General features: G+C 61.8%; 17 protein-coding genes. 4 read left to right on the forward strand and 13 right to left on the reverse strand.

What is annotated here, in order from left to right; all coding sequences use genetic code 11:
- Positions 1-292 precede the first annotated feature (292 nt).
- Positions 293-511: an AMP-binding protein gene (locus B2V17_RS02230; RefSeq protein WP_292994694.1), complete on the forward strand. Its 219-nt coding sequence runs from the start codon at positions 293-295 to the stop codon at positions 509-511.
- 11 nt (positions 512-522) lie between these two features.
- Here B2V17_RS02230 and B2V17_RS02235 read toward each other — a convergent pair whose 3' ends face one another.
- The 5 genes from B2V17_RS02235 to B2V17_RS02255 are packed head-to-tail and all read right to left on the reverse strand — an operon-like array spanning position 523 to position 4,377.
- A complete protein-coding gene (locus B2V17_RS02235) occupies positions 523-933 on the reverse strand; it encodes a DUF1330 domain-containing protein (RefSeq protein ID WP_292994696.1) in 411 nt (136 codons plus the stop codon).
- Positions 934-1,839 (reverse strand): haloalkane dehalogenase, encoded by a 906-nt coding sequence (locus B2V17_RS02240; protein ID WP_292994698.1) that lies wholly within the window; start codon positions 1,837-1,839, stop codon positions 934-936.
- Complete coding sequence (locus B2V17_RS02245; RefSeq protein WP_292994700.1) at positions 1,836-2,732, reverse strand: haloalkane dehalogenase; 897 nt, start codon at positions 2,730-2,732, stop codon at positions 1,836-1,838. Before B2V17_RS02245 ends, B2V17_RS02240 begins: the two co-directional genes overlap by 4 nt.
- A gap of 59 nt (positions 2,733-2,791) precedes the next feature.
- The gene (locus B2V17_RS02250; protein WP_292994702.1) at positions 2,792-3,703 is read right to left on the reverse strand and encodes a formylglycine-generating enzyme family protein; all 912 of its coding nucleotides are present in this window, start codon (positions 3,701-3,703) and stop codon (positions 2,792-2,794) included.
- Positions 3,704-3,705: 2 nt separating this feature from the next.
- Positions 3,706-4,377: a TetR/AcrR family transcriptional regulator gene (locus tag B2V17_RS02255; RefSeq protein ID WP_292994704.1), complete on the reverse strand. Its 672-nt coding sequence runs from the start codon at positions 4,375-4,377 to the stop codon at positions 3,706-3,708.
- Between the two features lie 58 nt (positions 4,378-4,435).
- Between B2V17_RS02255 and B2V17_RS02260 the strand changes: the two genes are divergently transcribed.
- Genes B2V17_RS02260 through B2V17_RS02270 form a run of 3 tightly spaced genes read left to right on the forward strand, consistent with a single transcriptional unit; the run spans position 4,436 to position 7,148 of the window.
- Complete coding sequence (locus B2V17_RS02260) at positions 4,436-5,068, forward strand: hypothetical protein (protein WP_292994706.1); 633 nt, start codon at positions 4,436-4,438, stop codon at positions 5,066-5,068.
- Positions 5,065-5,520 carry a hypothetical protein gene (locus B2V17_RS02265; protein WP_292994708.1) on the forward strand — a complete coding sequence of 152 codons (456 nt, stop codon included), beginning with the start codon at positions 5,065-5,067 and terminating at the stop codon, positions 5,518-5,520. The genes B2V17_RS02260 and B2V17_RS02265 overlap by 4 nt, the downstream gene beginning before the upstream one ends.
- Positions 5,517-7,148, forward strand: a complete 1,632-nt coding sequence (locus B2V17_RS02270) for a sulfatase-like hydrolase/transferase (protein ID WP_292994710.1) — start codon at positions 5,517-5,519, stop codon at positions 7,146-7,148. The genes B2V17_RS02265 and B2V17_RS02270 overlap by 4 nt, the downstream gene beginning before the upstream one ends.
- Positions 7,149-7,562: 414 nt before the next feature.
- On the opposite strand, the gene B2V17_RS02275 is transcribed toward B2V17_RS02270, so the two are convergent.
- The 8 genes from B2V17_RS02275 to B2V17_RS02310 form a co-directional block, all read right to left on the reverse strand.
- Positions 7,563-9,176, reverse strand: a complete 1,614-nt coding sequence (locus B2V17_RS02275) for a GMC family oxidoreductase (protein ID WP_292994712.1) — start codon at positions 9,174-9,176, stop codon at positions 7,563-7,565.
- Positions 9,177-9,197: 21 nt separating this feature from the next.
- Positions 9,198-10,049 carry a formyltetrahydrofolate deformylase gene (purU, locus tag B2V17_RS02280; protein ID WP_292994714.1) on the reverse strand — a complete coding sequence of 284 codons (852 nt, stop codon included), beginning with the start codon at positions 10,047-10,049 and terminating at the stop codon, positions 9,198-9,200.
- Between the two features lie 75 nt (positions 10,050-10,124).
- Positions 10,125-10,679 (reverse strand): sarcosine oxidase subunit gamma, encoded by a 555-nt coding sequence (locus B2V17_RS02285; RefSeq protein WP_292994716.1) that lies wholly within the window; start codon positions 10,677-10,679, stop codon positions 10,125-10,127.
- Positions 10,672-13,611 carry a sarcosine oxidase subunit alpha family protein gene (locus B2V17_RS02290; RefSeq protein ID WP_292994718.1) on the reverse strand — a complete coding sequence of 980 codons (2,940 nt, stop codon included), beginning with the start codon at positions 13,609-13,611 and terminating at the stop codon, positions 10,672-10,674. The genes B2V17_RS02285 and B2V17_RS02290 overlap by 8 nt, the downstream gene beginning before the upstream one ends.
- Positions 13,608-13,880 carry a sarcosine oxidase subunit delta gene (locus B2V17_RS02295; protein ID WP_292994720.1) on the reverse strand — a complete coding sequence of 91 codons (273 nt, stop codon included), beginning with the start codon at positions 13,878-13,880 and terminating at the stop codon, positions 13,608-13,610. Before B2V17_RS02295 ends, B2V17_RS02290 begins: the two co-directional genes overlap by 4 nt.
- Before the next feature lie 12 nt (positions 13,881-13,892).
- Positions 13,893-15,143, reverse strand: a complete 1,251-nt coding sequence (locus tag B2V17_RS02300) for a sarcosine oxidase subunit beta family protein (protein WP_292994722.1) — start codon at positions 15,141-15,143, stop codon at positions 13,893-13,895.
- Between the two features lie 176 nt (positions 15,144-15,319).
- Entirely contained in the window at positions 15,320-17,431 is a 2,112-nt protein-coding gene (locus tag B2V17_RS02305) for a TonB-dependent receptor (RefSeq protein ID WP_292994724.1), read from the reverse strand.
- A 345-nt stretch (positions 17,432-17,776) separates the two neighbouring features.
- The gene (locus tag B2V17_RS02310; protein WP_292994726.1) at positions 17,777-18,994 is read right to left on the reverse strand and encodes an MFS transporter; all 1,218 of its coding nucleotides are present in this window, start codon (positions 18,992-18,994) and stop codon (positions 17,777-17,779) included.
- Between the last annotated feature and the right edge of the window lie 189 nt (positions 18,995-19,183).

Consider the following 19,183-nt stretch of genomic DNA (forward strand, 5'->3'; position numbering starts at 1 on the left):
GCTGCCCGCCCGACCTTCCTTCCCCCGACCAACCCGGTTGCACTCCGCTTCCAGGTCGATTCCGCGTGCCGATGCACTTGTCCGGCCAAGAAATGCACGGTTGCACTTTGAAAGCAAGCGGGCCCGGAGATCTGAGAACGCAAGGTGATGGAGGGGGAGTGGGGATCCAAACCGCACCGAGATCTTTTGGCAGCATGGGCACCGCGGGCACGACAGGTAGCACCAAGGACGTGATGATGACCTATGGCCTTGTGCTGCCGCAGTTCGACGTGGCCTAGCGGGTGCGGCACCTGTGCCGCCGGTGCTGATCGAGCGGATCCGCAAAGAACTCGGCCCGCGCGACATCATCACCGCCTATGGCATGGCCGAATGCGCCAATATCACCTTGTGCCGTCCGGGCGGTCCGGTGGAAACCACGGCCCAGACTTGCGGCGCGGCGATCCCCGGCAACGAGGTGATCTTTGCCGGTGACAATGGTATTGAACTGCCGCGCGGTGCAGTCTGCGCTTAAGCCACGCCGCCTCAGCCGATTGCCTTGGTCCTGATGTTGAGCTGCCCGGCGAGGCCAGCGTCGCGGTGCTTGGTGATCGCCTGGTATTCTGCCGACTGGACCATCTCCAGCATCGCTGCCCGCGAGGGGTATTCGGCGATCGCGACCATGTCCCACAACTCTTCGACTTCGCCCAGCATCAGATCGGTGACCATGCCGCTGAAACGGGCCTTGCCGCCAACCGCGGCGAGGCAGGCCTGGACCCCGGCTCCGTAGCGCAGATAGGCATCGCGCCCTGAAAGCTCAGGCTCGGAACCGTCGGCGTAGGTCGCCTTGTCCTTGAACTTGAGCAGGTTGACCATGCACATCGGACCATCTTCCTCACCACTGAAGAATGCCTTGGCCTGTTCAGGGGTGGGGTGAATCTGATTGGAGACGTTCATTCAGGACTCCTGTGCTTCGATGAAATTGAGGATCAGCTCTACCAGCCGTTCGGGCTGATCTTCCTGGCAGAAATGGCTGGCTTCGATCCGGCAATGCGGTTGGCCCGTGGCACCAGGGATCCGCCGCTGGATTTCGGCATCGAGGTGGCCGAGCACCCGGTCGTGCTCGCCGTAGCAAGTGATCACCGGCTTGGCGAAGCTCTCGAGCACCGTCCACGCCGCTTTGTTTTCGGCGACGGATGCGTGGTCAGGGGTCACCGGCACAAGGACGGGAAACTGGCGTGCCCCGGCTTGATAGCTCTCGTCGGGATAGGGCGCATCGTAGGCGGCCACTTCGGCACTGCTCAGTTCGCGGGCACAACCGCCAGCGACGATCCGGCCGGTCTTGAACTCGGGCGTTGCCTGGCTGAAGGTGCGCCAGGCATCGAAGCCTGGACCGATGCTTTCGCCGGTGGGCAGATAGGTGTTTGAGATAACCAGACGGGCGAAGCGTTCCGGGAAGGCCGCGACCAGCCGCAGCCCGATCAGTCCGCCCCAGTCCTGACAGAACAGCGTGATGTCCTGGAGGTCGAGCTGGATCAGCCAGTGGCTGAGCCAGGCGACATGGCGTTCATAGCTGTAATCGGCGCGCTCGGCGGGCTTGTCCGATTTGCCGAAGCCGATCAGGTCGGGCGCCAGCACCCGGTGGCCTGCAGCGGCGAGCGGGGGCACGAATTTGCGATAGAGGTAGGACCAGGTCGGCTCGCCGTGGAGTAGCAGGATCGGCGCGGCATCGCGCGGTCCCTCGTCAACACAGTGGAGCCGCAAGGAGGGCGCGCCGGGCGCACCGACCTCAAGATAATGCGGAGCGAAGGGATAGTCCGCAAGGACCTCAAAGGCCGCTTCGGGGGTGCGCAGGACTTTCACTTCTTGGCCACTTTCAGGATGCAGTCGACAAAGCCTTGCGGATCGTTCTCCTGGATGAAGTGGCCGCCCTTGAGCGTGCAATGCGGCTGGTCTTTGGTTCCGGGAACGCGACCAATGAACCGGGCCTCGCCGCCGCGGGTCACCGGATCGCCATCGCTGAAGCAGCACAGGAACGGCTTGTCCCATTGCTCGAACACCTGCCAGGCGCGCTTCTGGTCGGGCACCGCGACGTTGTTTTCGAACGGCACGAAGCTGGGAAAAATCCGCGCCCCGGCCTTGTAGCTGCTGTCCGGGAAGGGCGCGTCGTAGGCGGCGATTTCTGCCGGGCTGAGCGCGCGCTTGGCTCCTGCGTTGACGATCCTGCCGATCGGAAAGACCGGACTCCATTTGGAGAAAGCGCGCCAGATCGCGAAGGCGCGCGGCGGTGTGCCGCCTTCGGGCAGGCCGCCGTTCGACAGCACCACGCCGGCGAACCGATCGGGCATTTCAGCCACCAGCCTGAGGCCGATCAGCGAGCCCCAGTCCTGGCAGGCCAGCGTCATATTGGTCAGGTCGAGCGCCTCGATCCACTGGCGCATCCAGCCGACGTGTCGGGCATAGCTGTAATCGGTCTTCCTGGCCGGCTTGTCCGATTTCCCGAACCCGATCAGGTCGGGCGCAACCACGCGGAAACCCGCCGCGACTACCGGTGCGATGATCTTGCGGTAGAGGTAGCACCAGCTTGGCTCACCATGCATCATCAGCACCACCGGCGCGTCACGCGGCCCTTCATCCAGATAGTGAACGCGCAGCCTGGTGCCGTCATCCGGATCGGTGATTTCCAGATAGTGCGGGGCAAAGGGAAAATCGTCGATCCCGGCAAAAGCCGCATCGGGGGTGCGCAGGACTTTCATGGGTTTCTCCATTGCGGCGATATTATTGGCACTGTAAATGCCATATTTTTCACCAATGGTCAACGCGGCGGAAGTGGCTTGATGTTATCGACCAGCCTGAACCCGATGTGGTCGGTCCCAAGGCCCCGCTCCTGGAACTGGCGCGCGGCCGGGCGATAGCGCGCACAATAATTCGCAGCGCAGAGGAACGATCCGCCCTTGATCACCTTGGCCGGTTCACCGGCGTCCGGGCGCGATCCCGACGTGCTGGTCCATTCCCAGACATTGCCGATCATGTCGTAGAGCCCGAAAGCATTGGGCTTGAAGCAGCCCACCGGAGCCCGGCCGACAAAACCGTCGGTGCCAAGGTTCTTCACCGGGAAGACACCCTGGTAGTAGTTTGCCTGCGGCTTGCCCGCTGCATCGACTGGCTCAGGCAGTGCCGTGCCTCCAGCGCGGGCGGCGTATTCCCACTGTTCCTCAGTCGGCAGCTCCAGCCCGATCCACTTCGCATAGGCTTGAGCATCCTCGTAGGCGATCTGGACCACTGGCTCGCGCCCGCGCCCCGCGATGCTATCTGCTGGGCCGGATGGATGCCGCCACTGCGCACCCACAACCCAGTACCACCAGTTGGGATTCTCCTGCGTTGGTGCCTGGAAGACCGCCGATCCCGGCTGCAACATCTCCGGCGGCGCGCCGGGCAGCTTGGGCGGATCGCGCTCGGCCAGGGTCTTGTATCCGGTGGCCTTCACAAAGGCGGCGAACTCGGCATTGGTCACTTCATGAGCACTGATGAAGAAGCGCTTGAGCGAGACCTTGCGCGGGGGGCCTTCCTCTGGGTTCTGAGGATCCTCGCCCATTGTGAAGCTACCCGCGGGGATGTCGACCATAGCGTTGGCGGCTAGTTCGGCGCATGCTGAAACCGGTGCAGTCGGCTCAGTCTCGCAGCCTGCCACCATGACCAGCAACCCCAAGGCAAGCAGGCCGCGCATGGTCAACCGTCTGGCAGTTCGGCCAAGGCGGCACCAAGCAAGCGGCGAACCACTGCCTTTGCCGCTTCGACTGGCAGTTCCTGATCGTGGCGCAGCAGCCGCCAGGTCTGGAAGCTCAGGATCACGTTGAGCCCACCTGCTGCAGTGGCATCGGTCCGCACAGACTGCGGCAAATGCGCCTCGATCGATTCGCTCTCGAACCGCAGCATCCGGCGGTAATCGTGCATCAGATAGGTCGATTCAAAGCGCCTGAGATTGGCCGAGATCCGATAGGGCATGATTGTTTCGAAAAGCTTGGCCCGGCGCTCGGCCAGGTCGAAGACCTTGTCCTTCCAGGTTTCACCGACCGGCGGTTGGAGCAGGATCGGCAGAACCCGCGCCTCGATCACTTCACCCATTTCGCGGTAGAGCGCGTCCATATCCTCAAAATGCCGGAATACCGAGCGCAGCCCGACCCCGGCCACTTCGGCGACCCGCGCCGCGCTGGGCGAGACATCGCCCTTGCCGATGAGATCGAGCAAGGCGGCGACGATTTTCGCGCGGCTGGAGCGGCTGCGCTCGCGCCGCCCATCACCGAGAGGGGCTTGCTTCGCCAATGCAGGGGGGAGCTTCGTGACAGCCATCGCCGGTTTGATCGCCGCAAAGGCGCTTTCGTGCTGGGGTTGGTTGACCAAAGTCGCTATATTATGGCACAAATAATGTCAATTGAGTGGTAGATAGGGGAGTGGACTGATGGCATCGTGGATGATTTGGGCCGCAGCACTGGCAGCCTATGTGCTGTTCCGGCTGTGGTATGACAATTGGTCCGGTCCGCTCAATCCGGCGGAAGTCGAGGCCTTTCTGGCCGAGATGGCAGGTCGTTATGAAGGCACCGGCAACAGCCCGGACGTGATGCGCGCGTTCCTCGAAGCCTATGACGGGCGCGAATTCGTGATGCTCAACCTGGTCAAGGCGCAGATGGACCAGGTCAAAGACCCGGCCAGTGGTGAGATGGTTCAGGGCTTCGAACTGCTCAAGCGCTATTCGAAACGCTTCATGCCGGTACTGTTTCGCAATGGCGGCCATCCCGGCATCGTTGGCCGCAAGGTCGGCGGTTATGTCGATGCCTGGAATACCGAGCCCGATCCCGGCTGGACGATTTTCGGGCTGATGCGATACCGCAGCCGGCGTGACATGATGAAGCTGGCGATGGACCCTGCCTTCAAGGATGCCCACCCGGAAAAGATCCTGGGCACGCTAGCAACCTTCTCCTTCCCGACCCAGCGGGTTGTTTCGTTCTATGTCAGCCCGCGCGTAACCGTGGCGCTGGCGCTGGCGCTGGCCGCCGCGCTGGGCCATGTGGCACTGCTGAGCAGCGGATCATGACCGCGCTGCTCCCGCCCAGCACCAATCACCAATACCACGGCTCGCGCTATGCGGCCTGGTTTCTGGCCCTTTACGGTGTCGGCTGGATCGTGCCGGGGATGATCCACAGCTTCCTGCCCGATGGCGGCGCGGAGGCGATTGCCGGGCTCGATCTCAGCCACAATCGCAAGCTTATCCTGGGCCTTTTCGCCTGGGCGGGCGCCACCCAGATTGCGCACGGGATCGTGACGCTGGTCGTCGCGCTGTTCTATCGCTCGCTGGTGCCGTTGTTTCTGGTGGTGAGTCTGCTGGAGCGCATCTTGCTCAGCTGGTCGGCCTGGATTGGCGAAGGGAAAGCCGGCGGCCACCATCCGCCCGAACACTATGGCAGCCTGATCCTGGTCCCGGTTATCCTGTTCTTCCTGGCGCTCGCCCTGCGGCCTGGCGCAGTTCACCCAAGAGGCCCCAAATGAACCGCACGATGAAATGGCTGGGGGCCGTGGCCCTGCTGCTCGGCGCGGGCTATCTTGGCCTGCGCCAATACGGCATCTACATTCCCGGGATCATCGGCGAACTGCGCGAACCGATTGCCGACAACCGTCCGGTGACCTGGGACCAGGGCCCCGCAACCACACCTTCGGGCGAGCGTCCGCCCAACGTGATCCTGATTGTCGCCGACGATCTGGGGGTGAACGATATCTCGCTCTACGGTGGCGGCGTGGCTGGCGGGGCGGTGCCGACCCCCAATATTAATTCGATCGCCAAGCAGGGCGTCAGTTTTTCCAACGGCTATGCCGCCAATTCCACCTGTTCGCCCTCGCGCGCGGCCTTGATGACCGGGCGTTACCCGACCCGCTTTGGTTTCGAATTTACCGCCGTCCCGGCCTCGTTCGTGGGCAATCTGGCGCATGCGGGAGACAGCCCGCTCTATCCAGCGATCTACCACAAGGAACTCAACCACGATCTGCCTGCCTACGCCGATATGGGCGTACCGCACGACCAGATCATGCTGCCCGAAATCCTCAAGCCCAAGGGCTATCACACGATCCACATCGGCAAATGGCATCTGGGCGAAGCGCAGCCGCTCCGCCCGACATCGCAGGGCTTTGACGAAAGCCTGGGGCTGCGCGCGGGCGGCGGGATGTTTGCGGCGAGCGGCGATCCAGATGCGGTTGACGCCAGGTTGCCGTGGGATCCGATCGACCGCTATCTGTGGGCCAACTTGCCCTATGCGGTCTATTGGGGCGATGATCAGCGGTTTCGCCCCAAAGGCCACCTGACCGATTATTTCACCGACAATGCGATCGCCGCGATCGAGGCCAACAAGAACCGCCCGTTCTTCCTATACCTGGCCTACAACGCCCCGCACACGCCGTTACAGGCGACCAAGGCAGACTACGATGCGCTGCCGCAGATCAAGGATCACACCCAGCGGGTTTACGGCGCGATGATCCGCCAGCTCGATCGGCGGATCGGTGATCTGCTGCAAAAGCTGAAGGATACCGGGCTCGACCAGAACACGCTGGTGATCTTCACCAGCGACAATGGCGGGGCCTGGTACACAGGGATCCCCGATCACAACAAGCCCTACCGCGGGTTCAAGGGTACCTTCTTCGAAGGCGGGATTCACGTTCCGATGCTGATGCGCTGGCCCGGCCAGATCGCGCCAGGAACCGTGCGCCCCGACACCGCCCAGCACCTCGACATGTTCGCCACGATTGCTGCGGCCACTGGGGCGCAAATGCCCGGCGACCGCGCGATGGACAGCTTCAACCTGCTCGGCACCGGACCCCGGCGTGAGGTGACCTTCTGGCGCTCGGGCGATTACCGGGTGGTGCGCGCGGGCGACTGGAAGCTGCAAGTCTCGAAGCGGCCGGACAAGGTCTGGCTGTTCAATCTTGCCGCCGATCCGACCGAGCAGGTCAACCTGGCGACGCGCGAACCCCAGCGCACGGCCGAGCTGCTCAAGCTGATCGAGGTGCAGAACGCCAGGATGCCGCCACCGCTGTGGCCCGGCCTCCTCGAAGCCCCGATCCGGATCGATGTTCCGCTCAATGCTCCATGGCGCAAGGATCAGGAATACATTTACTGGGCCAACTGATTGCCCAAATCACCGATATTGGTGCGAGCTTTGGCATAAACCGCACACGCGGCGGAACGCATGGCTGCTAACCAAAGCAGAGATTGGCTCTGGGAATGCGTGGCGGAGCGGGAGGGCGCCAGTCTATTTGAACAACAAGCTGAATAACCGCCTCATTTCAGATTTCTGGACGAACCGCCCCCACATCTTCCCCACTTTGCGCCGGTCACTACTAAGTCAGCTACATTCGCCTAGCCGGCAAGGCTCCATAAGACGCCCAGTTTGGAAGGCGGACCCCCCAACCGAGGACCAGCGAGTGAGTATCGCGCCGCGATCCAAGTCACGCGTGCAGCCCAAAGCCTCCTCGGATCGATCAATCAAACGGCAGCATGTGCTCGGCGCTCGCGCGTCGTTAGTCGCTCGACGAAAGCAGGTTCAGCCGGCATCCCCCAGGATCATTTCCGCTGCACGTTCACCGATCAGAATGCAGGGGGCATTGGTGTTGGTCGAGACCATGGTTGGCATGATCGACGCATCAGCTACCCGCAATCCCTGAAGGCCTCGCACGCGCAGGCGCGGGTCGACTACGGCGTCAGGATCACTGCCCATCCGGCAGGTGCTGATCGGATGCCACGAAGTTTGCCCGGTTTCCCGAGCATAGGCGAGCAGGGCTTCGTCGGATATCACGTCTGGGCCAGGCAGCAGTTCGCGCACGACGTGCCCTTCCGGCCCCATTTTTGCAGCTACGTCGCGGATCAGGCGCAGACCTGAAATGGTATCGCGCTGATCCTGGGAGTGTTGGAGATAATTGGCCACGATCACGGGTGGCTTTCGTGGATCGGCAGAGGCGATATGCACCGATCCGCGCGAGAGCGGGCGGATCTGAAAAGTCCCGAGCGTCATGCCCGGGCAGCTGTCAGTCCCCTTGCCATTGCCGCTGTAGCGATCCGCGCCGCTCATCAGGGCAACCTGGATCTTGGTGTCGGCTGTCTCGCTGTCTGGACGGGATTTCATGATGGCGTGAGAGACAACCGTTGAAGTCGCAAACAGACCTTTGCGGGTAACGAGATATTTCAGCAGTTCGAAGGCACCATGCAACGGGCTGCCGAGGATGTCGTTGACTGTCCGCTCGCCCTCTACCTCGAAGGACATCCGTACCTGCAGATGATCATGCAAGTTCTCGCCGACCTGCGCGAGTGCATGGTGCAGCTTCACTCCGGCGGCGGCAAGGACGGCCGGATTGCCGACCCCGGACCGTTCAAGGAGCGCTGGCGATTCGATCGATCCCGCGCACAGAATCACTTCCCGCCGCGCGCGGATCTGCTTTCGAATCGTACCCTGCCAATAGCTAACACCGGTACACTGCGTGCCATCAAAAGTCAGCCTGTCGGCCAATGCGCCCGTCAGGACGGTGAGATTGCGGCGGCGCTTGGCAGGCCTGAGGTAGCCGACCGCGGTTGAACAACGCCGACCCTTGCGGATCGACATTTGCAGATCGGCGACACCGACATTGTCAACGGCGTTATAGTCTTCAAGCGGCTGCGCTCCAAGCGCCTCGCAGGCCTTCTTGAAAGCCTCGGACACAGGTGAGCGATGCGCCACATTGGTGACGGTGATTGGCCCGTTCTGACCGCGGTACACCGGATCACCGCCTACACGGTTTTCCATCCGCCGAAAGCTGGGCAAGATATCGTCATACCCCCAACCCTCACAACCCAGGTCGCGCCACTCGTCCCAGCTTGCTTTGGAACCGCGGACGAACACCATGCCGTTGACCGAGCTGGAGCCGCCGAGCAAGCGGCCCTTGGGCCAATAGACCGGCTTGTGCGGAGGATCTTTGGTCTCTTCGGTGAAGTACTGCCAGACATAGCGGGGATCGGTGAGGATCTTGCCGACACCGAGCGGCACATGAATCCACAGACCCCGGTCTACTTCACCGGCTTCGAGCAGCAGCACCTTCAGGTCTGGACGCTCGCTCAGACGTGCCGCAACGACTGCACCCGATGAACCTGCGCCAATCACCACATAGTCGAATTCACCCTGGCTCATTCGCGATCCATATTTCAAAACCTATCCCACGAATACCACAGTCTTGCGCCCATTGAGCAATACGCGGTGTTGCAAATGGTATCGCACCGCCCGCGCCAATACCCTCCGCTCCACGTCACGACCAAGCCGGACCAGATCGTCAGGCGAGTCGGCATGCGTGATCGCCTCTGCGTCCTGATGAATGATCGGCCCTTCATCCAGATCGCCGGTCACATAATGAGCGGTTGCACCGATCATCTTGACCCCTCGAGCATGCGCCTGATGATAGGGCTTCGCGCCTTTGAAACTGGGCAGGAAGCTGTGATGAATGTTGATGCAGCGTCCGCTGAGAAACGCGGCCATCTCATCCGAAAGGATCTGCATGTAGCGCGCGAGCACAATCAGATCGGCACCGCTTTCCTCAATGAGCGTCCGGATTGCGGCTTCTTGCGCCGGTTTGGTCGACGGCGTGACGGGCAAATAATGGAACGGCACATCGCCCAGGATGGTGATGTTGAGAACCTCCCTCGGATGGTTGCAGACCACCCCGACGACATCCATCGCGAGGTCACCGGTCCGGCTGCGATAGAGCAGATCGCCAAGGCAGTGATCGAATTTGGACACGAGCAAAAGCACGCGCGCACGCCGGTCACTGGGCACCAGCTTCCAGTCCAGCTCGATTTCAGCGGCAATCGCTCCTAGCGCGGTAGCCAGATCCGATTCAGTGGCATCCGTTGCAAAAACGACCCGCATGAAGAACATGCCGGTCTCGCAATCGCCAAACTGGCTCGAATCAAGAATGTTGCCGCCATTGTCGAGAATCATCCCGCTCACACGTTGCACGATTCCCGGCTGGTCGGGGCAGGTGATTGTCAGGGTAAACGATTGCGACATGAGAAAGTCCTTGAAGAACAGGTGCCGGCGTTCAGTCGGAACGCCGCACTCACGACTACCGGCTAACGCCGGGCGTCAGATCAGACTGGCTTGCGCAGCAAGTGAGAGCATGGCCTGGTGAAGGTGGTGCACAGCAGTACGCGACAGGCTCTGCAGGACCATGATTTCAAAACCTTGCGCGATCGGGGTGATGATCGCAGGCATGTCTGCCAGCGGCGCACGGGCGGTTTGGCCGATTCCGAAGCGTTCGGTCCGCAGATCAAGCGGGCAGTGCCGCGCAAGCACCTCCGCCGCGCCCGCACCGACCAGGTGCATCACCGCCCAGGCATCGCCCTGGTCGGTGAGAGCCGCAAATTCTGAAAGCGAAGGGGCTGCGGGCGCTGCACCAATCAGCAGATATTGATCGGTACCGAACCACAACAGCCGATGGTCTGTCGCCGCAGTCACCTTGCCGACTTCGGGCAGAGTAAGCCCATGGCTCGCCTGAAGCGCCTTGGCCAGAGCCGAAGACTTGCCCTGGCGTGCCTGGATCGAACTGACGAAAGCCGGCGCAGCTTCGGTCAATGTCAACTGCCCCGCGCTTAGCGGAAGCAGTCCGGAATGCGGGCTCTTTGCGACCAGATCAACCACGCAGCCTCTCCCCGTCCGGATCGACATGCACCATCGGACAAACTTCGCAGACAGCCTCGATCCCGCGGGCATTGTCTTTCATGATGATATGTTCGCCCAGCCTCGATCGGCCGTCCCTGAGGAAAGCCATTGCGATGACATGATCCAGCGAGGGCGAATAGCAATGGCTTGTCACATGGCCTTCCTCGTTGCCGAGCACCTGCCTTGCTCCCTGGCTGAACAGGAATGCCCCGCCGCTGAACTGCTTGAGCGGCGACACCGGTTTCAGCCCGATCAGTTCCATCTTGCCCGGGCCGACCAGCGCCGAACGCTGGCTCAAAACCTTGCCGATACAATCCTTCTTGGCCGAGACCATGCCCCCGATCCCCAGAGCATCGGCGGTGTATTGGCCAGTCATCTCGGCGTGGGTGAGATAGCCCTTCTCGATCCGCAGCGCGTTGAGCGCCTCCAGCCCGTACCAGCCGCCGCCAAGCGCCGCCGCGCGCTGGCCGAGTTCCCGCGCCAGGGCCTCGCCATAACGCGCCGGAATGGCGATTTCATAGCTTTGCTCGCCAGAGAACGAGATACGGAACAACCGGCAGCCAATCCCGCCGATTGTCACCTCGGCGCATGCCATATACGGGATCCGTTCGTTCGATATGTCCTCGTCGCACAACCCGCTCACCAATTCGCGCGATCGCGGCCCGGCAATCGAGAACTGCGCCCACTGGTCAGTGACCGAGAAGAATTGCACGTCGAGTTCTGGCCGCAGCACCTGCGTGCAGAATTCGAGATGGGCGAACACATCGCTGGCGGCCCCTGCGGTGGTCGTCAGCACAAAGTGATCCTCGCCAAGCCGCGCGCAGGTCCCGTCGTCGAGCGCCATGCCGTCTTCGCGCAGCATCACCCCATAACGGACCCGGCCCTGCTTGAGGCTGGACATGGTGTTGGCGTAGACGAGGTCGAGCAAAACTGCGGCATCCGCACCCTGCACGTCGATCTTGCCGAAGGGCGTGATGTCGGTGATCCCCACCGCCGAGCGCACCATGCGCATTTCCCGGTCGCAGGTTTGCCGCCAATGGGTTTCGCCGGACTGCGGAAACAGGCTCGGCCGATACCAGACGCCCATTTCGATGAAATGCGCTCCCAGTTCGCGCGCCAATGCATCGGACGGCAGGAAGCGCGATGGCGCGAAATCCTTGCCCGCACCGTGCGCGCCCAGGGCCCCCAGAGCTACGGGTGAATAGGGTGGGCGGAAGGTTGTCGTGCCGGTTTCGGGGATCGAGCGCTGAGTAAGGTCGGCCATGACCGCCAGCCCGCCGACGTTCGAAGTCTTGCCCTGGTCGGTCGCCATGCCCAGCGTGGTGTAACGCTTCATGTGTTCGACCGAACGGAAGTTCTCACGGTGGGCCAGCGCGACATCCTTGGTCGTCACATCGTTTTGCAGGTCAAGCCAGGCGCGGCCCTTGCTGCCTGTGAAGTGCCAGAACGGCTCAAGCTGGATCGGGGCATCTTCGGCTGCGGGAAAGACGGTGGCGGGCGCAGGCTTTCCAAGATCGCCCAGCGCCTCCGCCGCAGCCGCCGCTCCAGCGGAAAGCGCGGCGTGGGTGGAGAAATCACCGTTTGCAGCACCAGCCACCCGCATCCCCGGAATGGCATTGTCAGCCGGAACGAAAGCGGCAATGTCCTCGCGCCAGACCGGACGGCCGTTCATGTGGCAAGTGAGATGCACCGACGGGTTCCAGCCACCGCTAACCGCGAGACAATCTGTGGCCACCTTCAGCCTTCCCGAGGCGCTGCTGACCGTGATCGATTTCAGGCCGAGGCGGCCTGAGGTCCCGGTGACCTGCCCCCCGGTGATCAGCGGATAGTCGCCCATCGCCGCCACATCGCCGCGGGTATCGACGACTGCGGCGATATCCGCACCGAGCCGCAGCAGATCGAGCGCGGTGCGGTGGCCGTCATCGTTGTTGGTGAACAGGCTGATCTTCTGCCCCGGCAACACGGCGAAGCGGTTGGCGTAGCTGCGCACGGCGCTCGCCATCATCACTCCTGGGCGATCGTTGTTCGCAAAGGCGATCGGCCGTTCGATCGCGCCGCCGGCCAGGATCGTCCGCCGTGCCGCGATCCGCCAGAATGTCTCGAGCGGAAGATGGTCCGCCGGATCGGCAAGATGATGCGAAACCCGCTGCAACGCCGCATAGGTGCCGCCATCATAGGCGCCGGTCACCGTGGTACGCGGCATCAGGCGGACATTGGCCATGCCCGCTAGTTCGGTCACCACCTGCGCAGCCCAGCCAGCCCCGGGTTGACCTGCAATTTCGACGGTTTCAGAGTTGAGGCGGCCGCCAAAAGCAAAATCCTCGTCGGCGAGGATGACATCGAGCCCGCCGCGTGCCGCAGTGAGCGCAGCCATCAATCCGGCGGGCCCGCCGCCGATCACCAGCAGGTCGCAGTGGGCAAAAGCCTTGTCGTAGAGCGCCCGATCGGCCTTGCCGCTGAGCCGCCCAAGTCCGGCGGCACGGCGGATGAAGGGTTCATAGACCTTCTCCCAGAACGACTTGGGCCACATGAAGGTCTTGTAATAGAAGCCCGCGCCGAAGAACGGCGCCATCAGATCGTTCACGCTCAGAAGATCAAAAGCGAGCGACGGAAAGCGGTTCTGCGAAGCAGCGATCAAACCATCGTAAAGCTCCTGCGTCGTAGCGCGCACATTCGGCGTAGTCTGGTCGCCTTGCCCGAGTTGCATCAGCGCATTGGGCTCTTCGGAACCGGCGGAGAGGATCCCGCGCGGGCGGTGATATTTGAAGCTGCGCCCGACCAGACGGATATCGTTGGCCAGCAGGGCAGAGGCCAGCGTGTCGCCCTTGAATCCGGCAAGGCTCTTGCCATCGAAGCTGAACCTGAGCGGCTGGGTGCGATCGATCTGACCGCCGGATGTCAGGCGGCTCATTTCGCACCTCGCTTCACGTCGGCGGCCAGGCGGGTCGAGGCAAATTCGTGCGTGCCCATGTTCCGTTCGGCGACGATCCAGGACCGGCACCCCATTTCGTGCAGCCACAATTCGCGGTGCGCGCCGGCGGGGTTCTCACGAAAATAGACATATTCGACAAAGGCCTGTTCGCCCGCATCGGGCGCAGGCCGGTCCATCAGTACCGCCGCGCCGAGATACTGGAACTCGCGCCGGTCGCGGCTGCCGCAGTTGGGACAATCAATACGCATGGTTCGTCCCCATCAATGCCGTCCGGGCCGCGGGCCGGCACCGGTCTCGTCGATCAGTTCGCCGGTTTCGAACCGCTTCAGCGTGAACTTGTCGGCGGCGGGGTGGTAATTGCCGGTGGCGATCAGGTGGGCAAAAGCATCGCCGCCGCCGGTAATCGCCTTGAACCCGCCGTAGCACCAACCGGTGTTGATGAAGAAATTCTCGACCGGCGAGCGATCGATGATCGGCGAACCGTCCATCGTCATGTCGTTGATCCCGCCCCACGAGCGCAATAGTTTGGACTTGCCGATCATCGGCATCAGCGCCATGCCGGCCTCGGCGACATGTTCCATCATCGGCAGATTGCCGCGCTGGGCATAGCTGTTGTAACCATCGAGATCGCCGCCGAACACCAGCCCGCCCTTGTCCGATTGGCTGATGTAGAAATGGCCCATGCCGAAACCTATCACCGTCGGCAGCACGGGCTTCAGACCTTCGGTGACGAACGCCTGCAAGACATGGCTTTCAATCGGCAGGCGGAAGCCTGCCATCGCCGCCACCTCGCCCGATCTTCCCGCGACAGCCATGCCGACCTTGGTCGTCCCGATGAAGCCGCGCGAAGTCTCTACCCCGACGACCTTGCCAGCCTCGATCCTGAAACCCTGGACCGCGCAGTTCTGGATAATGTCGACCCCCAGCCGATCCGCGCCGCGGGCATAGCCCCAGACCACCGCATCGTGCCGCGCCGTGCCGCCATTCGGGTGCCAGTGCGCGCCATAGATCGGGAAGCGGGGATCATCGTAATTGAGGTAGGGCATCTGGCGGCGGCATTCCTCCAGGCTCCACACCTCGCCGCCGTCGCCCTCCAGCTGGCAGAAATTGGCACGGCGGGCCATGGCTTCCATCTGCCCGTCGCTGTGCCCCAGCGCGACCAGACCGCGCTGGCTGAACATCACGTTGTAGTTCAGTTCCTGCTCGAGATTTTCCCACAGCTTGATGCAATGCGAATAGAATTTCACATTGGCCGTGCTCATGTAATTCGCGCGAATGATGGTGGTGTTTCGGCCTGAATTTCCACCACCGATGTAGCCGCGTTCAAGCACCGCGACGTTGCGGATGCCATGCACCCTGGCGAGGTAATATGCCGTTGCAAGGCCATGCCCGCCGCCACCAACGATCACCACGTCATAGCGCTGCTTCGGCTCCGGATCACGCCAGACCGGTTTCCAGGCCTTGTTGCCGGTCAGCCCGTTGCGGAACACTTCCCATGCCGAATAGCGCATATTCTATCCTGAGCCTCTCCGGCCATAGCTGTCTAAATCGAGCGCCGACCCGATAGGAATACGACGAATCGTTCCACCCATGCGATCACAAATGTCGCTCCGGTTCTCCGCCCCCTTGAAACACCAAGGGAGCGGAGCGAGACAATTGGAGCCGGTTACAATCCTTGCGCAATTGCTCAGAAGTTGACGGTCAGCGAAGCGCCAAACGTGCGCGGAGTGCGATAGGACTGCTGGATGTAACCCAGATCTCCGGTGAGATCGAATGCGTAGATCAGATTGACCTTGTTGGTGATATTCTTGACGAAGGCCGCGACTTCGAATTCCTTGTTGGCCGATGTCCAGGCGACACGCCCGTTGAGCAGGAAGGTTGACCCTTCGGAAAGGCCTGGCTGGTTGAGATTGTCGAAGAAGATCGACGAACTGTAATTGCCATCGACCTGGAACGCCAGCGAACCACTGTTCGAAAGGTCGACGGTGTAGCGCGCCGAGGCATTCGCTGTGAAATCGGGGGCAAGCACCATCTTGCGGTCACGGATTGCTCCCGAGCCATCCTGGACATTCTTGACCTTGGTATCGAGCACCGAAACGCCAGCAGTGATCAGCAGGGCGTCGGTCCAGTAGCCGCTATACTCGAGCTCGCCGCCCGTGACCTTGGCATCGGCATTGAACAGCAGCTGGTTCAGGTTGCGGTAAACAAATGCCTGGCTGTCCTTGTAGTCGTAATAGAAGACGGCCCCGTTGAGGCGGTGGCGGCGATCGCCAAATTCTGTCTTGAAGCCCACTTCATAGCTGGTCAGCTTTTCCGGCTTAACCGAATAGTTCGCGGGCGCAACCGGACCAAAGCCGCTGTTGAAAGTGCCTGCCTTGTAGCCGCTGGAAACGCCGCCGTAGAGCAGCACGTTGTCACTCGGCTCCCAGACCAGCTTGGCGAGGTAGGAAACGTTGTCGGTGTCCTGCTTGGCCAGCGCGCCTATTGTCGTGCTGTCGTAGACAATCCCGCCCGGCACGACACCCAGCAGGAAGGTTTGCGACATGTCCTTCTTGTCCTGGGTATACCGCAGACCGCCGTTGAAGGTGAGCGTCGGTGCCAGCTTGTATTCGAACTGGCCGAACAGCGCCCAGCTCTTCGTCTGGGTGTCAAAGGCGGTAGTTCCCGAGGCCGTGCCGAAGAAGAATCCGGCAACAGGGCCGGCAAGGGTCTGCGTTCCGTCGGTTTGAAGGTTGAAGTAGTAGGCCCCCAGGTTCCACGTAAAGGCATCGCCCTTGCCCTGCAGCCGCAGTTCCTGGCTGTATTGCTTGGTGTTGGAGGTGTACTGGGTGATGCAGAACACCGCCGGAGCGCTGTCACAGTCCTGTTGCTGGTTCTTCTTGAAATGCTGGTAATTGCTGATCGAAACCAGCTCCACCCCGCCAAGATCGACATCCAGCCGCGCGGTTCCGGCATTGTAGTCCGAATTCACGAACAGGCCCGGGCTGACATTGATGTTGTTGAGGTCGCTCGTGCCGACGACGATATCGCGATTTGCCGTATCGACCCGTGCAAGGCCATCCGCACCGAAGAACGAGGGCGCATAGCGATAGGGGTTGCCGCCGTTGTTGCGGTTGTGCGAAGTCTCGCCGGACAGCAGCAACGTCGCATTGTCAGACATCTTGAACTTCAACTGGCCGCGGAACGCATAGAGATCGACCTTGTTGCCATCCTGTGCGCCCGCCGCCGTATTCTGGTTCTGCTGGATACCGCTGTTGCGATGATACATTGCCGAAATGCGCGCTGAAACGCCGGTCCCGAGCGGACCGCCGACTGCGCCTTCAAGATTGACATCGCCAAACGATCCGCCGCCAGCGCGCAGGAAACCGTCAAGTTCATCGGTCGGCTTCTTGGTGATGTAATGAATAAGGCCGCCGGTCGCGTTGCGTCCGAACAGGGTACCCTGCGGCCCCTTGAGAACTTCGACCCGGTTGATATCGAACAGCTGGAAGTCGAGGCTCGCGAGCGCGCCCTTGTAGACTTCATCGACGTAAACCGCCGAGGGGCTTTCGTGGTAGTCGCGAAAATCGTTGAGGCCCACGCCGCGAATGGCAATGTTCGGGATGTTACCCGCGCCGAACACCGGCGAGATCCTGAGGCCCGGGGTCAGATCAGCCAGATCGTTGCTGCTCTTGATCCCGGCCCGCACCAGCGCGTCACCCGAAATGGCGGTGATGGCGATCGGCGTCGACTGGGCGGATTGTTCGCGCTTTTGGGCGGTAACAACAATCTCTTCAAGCTGCCCGTCCTGGGCTTCCACTTGCGCCGCCTCTTGCGCCGAGGCCTGTGAGGCCGGCCAGATCAGGAGGCTGCCCGTAAGCAAGAGCGCCTTGGCAAGACCGCAGGATGTCCTAGCGATGCGAGCCTGTTCCGTCCCGTTTCCAACGAGAGTGCTCCGTTCGTTCATTCTACCCTCCCTCATAGGCCATTGGCATGGCTGCTACTCGTTCGCCGCCGCGCGATCGGCCTTGATTGTCCGTTCGCTGCAGGCAGAAATTGATGATGGTAGTGGTATCAGCAGGTTTGCCGACGAAATTGCTCGAACGTGACTATCATTTGTGTTTATGCGCCACTTCTTGCGAGCCGAAACCGGCCAGACCTGGCTCTAGGCTTTCGCTGCTGCATCACGACTGATGGCGCGATTGAGCAAGCCGACGCCCCACATGTTGACCAGGCAAACCGAGTAGAAAATCGCTGCGATCAGCAACGGCAGGGTGAAATCGGTCTTCGATACGAAGTTGGAAGCGAAGAAGGGGCCGATCGCGATCCCGGCCTTGACCATCAGCAGAAACAGCACCGCAGCGCGTCCGGTCCGGTCCATTTCGATCGCGAAGGCCAGAAGGTAGGGAAAGGGAAACGTGATGCAGAACACGTAGACCATTAGCGCCAGCACATAGGCGGTTGGCCCAGTGAGGTAAAATGCCAGTACGCCCAGCGAAGCGAGCTGCAAGGCCAGGGTAATGACACAGGGCCACAGGCGGCCGATCCGGTCGCTGAGCAACCACGCCACAACCGACCCGCCAATCCCCGCCAGGAACGACAGCGAAAGCGTCTGGCCGACCGCTTCGACCGACATGCCCGATGCCACGCCAAGTCGTTCGATATAGGCCCAGCTGGCAGCATAAGCGACATGGAACCAGAACGCCGGAAGGGTCGCGAACAGCACTACCAGCACCGCGCGGGTCAGTGCAGAGCCCGTCAAACCGCTTTTGGCGACGCTACCTTCTTCGCTTTCACGGGGCCACCTGCCAGCCTTCGGCATCCAGAAGGCAGCAATTACGGCTGGCACGGCAAGCGCTGCCAGGAAGCGATAGGCACCTGCTACGCCATAGCCTTCGATGAAGCGCGGCATCACCAGGAAACCCGCAGAGGCAACCGCCATCTGCATGCCGATAAACAGGGCCGTGTTGCGTTCCGGGCGCGAACCGTCGGTCAGCGCGGTTCCGCCCAGCGCCATCATCGATCCGCCGCAGAAACCCGCCAGCAGTCTGACCACGAGCAACGGCGCAAAATGCTGCAATTGCGAGGAAACGACGTGGCACAGGCACAGGCAGAGCGCCAATGCGATGGCAAGGCGCCTCCAGTTCGCCCGCCGTATCCAGTAGATCGCCGCAATCGCAGCCAGAAACATGCCGAACATGTCAGCCGAAGCCATCAGCCCGACCTCTCGGGTAGAAAAGTCGAGATGGTCGGTGACGGCCCCCACCACCATCGGCAGCAGCGGAAAACTGATCGACCCCATGACGAAGACGAACAGTGCTGCGACTATGCTGACCTTGCGATCTACTTCTAGGGTATCGCCAGAAAATGCACTGTCAGCCATTCCAGTCTCCCAAGCTCATTTTGACCGCGTGGTCCGCAGCACGTGTCATCGAAGAATCAATCTCACCTTCGACAATCGCACCGGGTGTCGTTCGGGGGAGATCTCCCAGCCTTGATCGTGCAGGTCTATCGGCACAATGGATTGCGCTTGAGCGCCGAAAAATTGTGTCTTGGTGCCAAAAGATCCCTG

The sequence above is a fragment of the Novosphingobium sp. UBA6272 genome (assembly GCF_002440635.1).
Lineage (GTDB): Bacteria > Pseudomonadota > Alphaproteobacteria > Sphingomonadales > Sphingomonadaceae > Novosphingobium.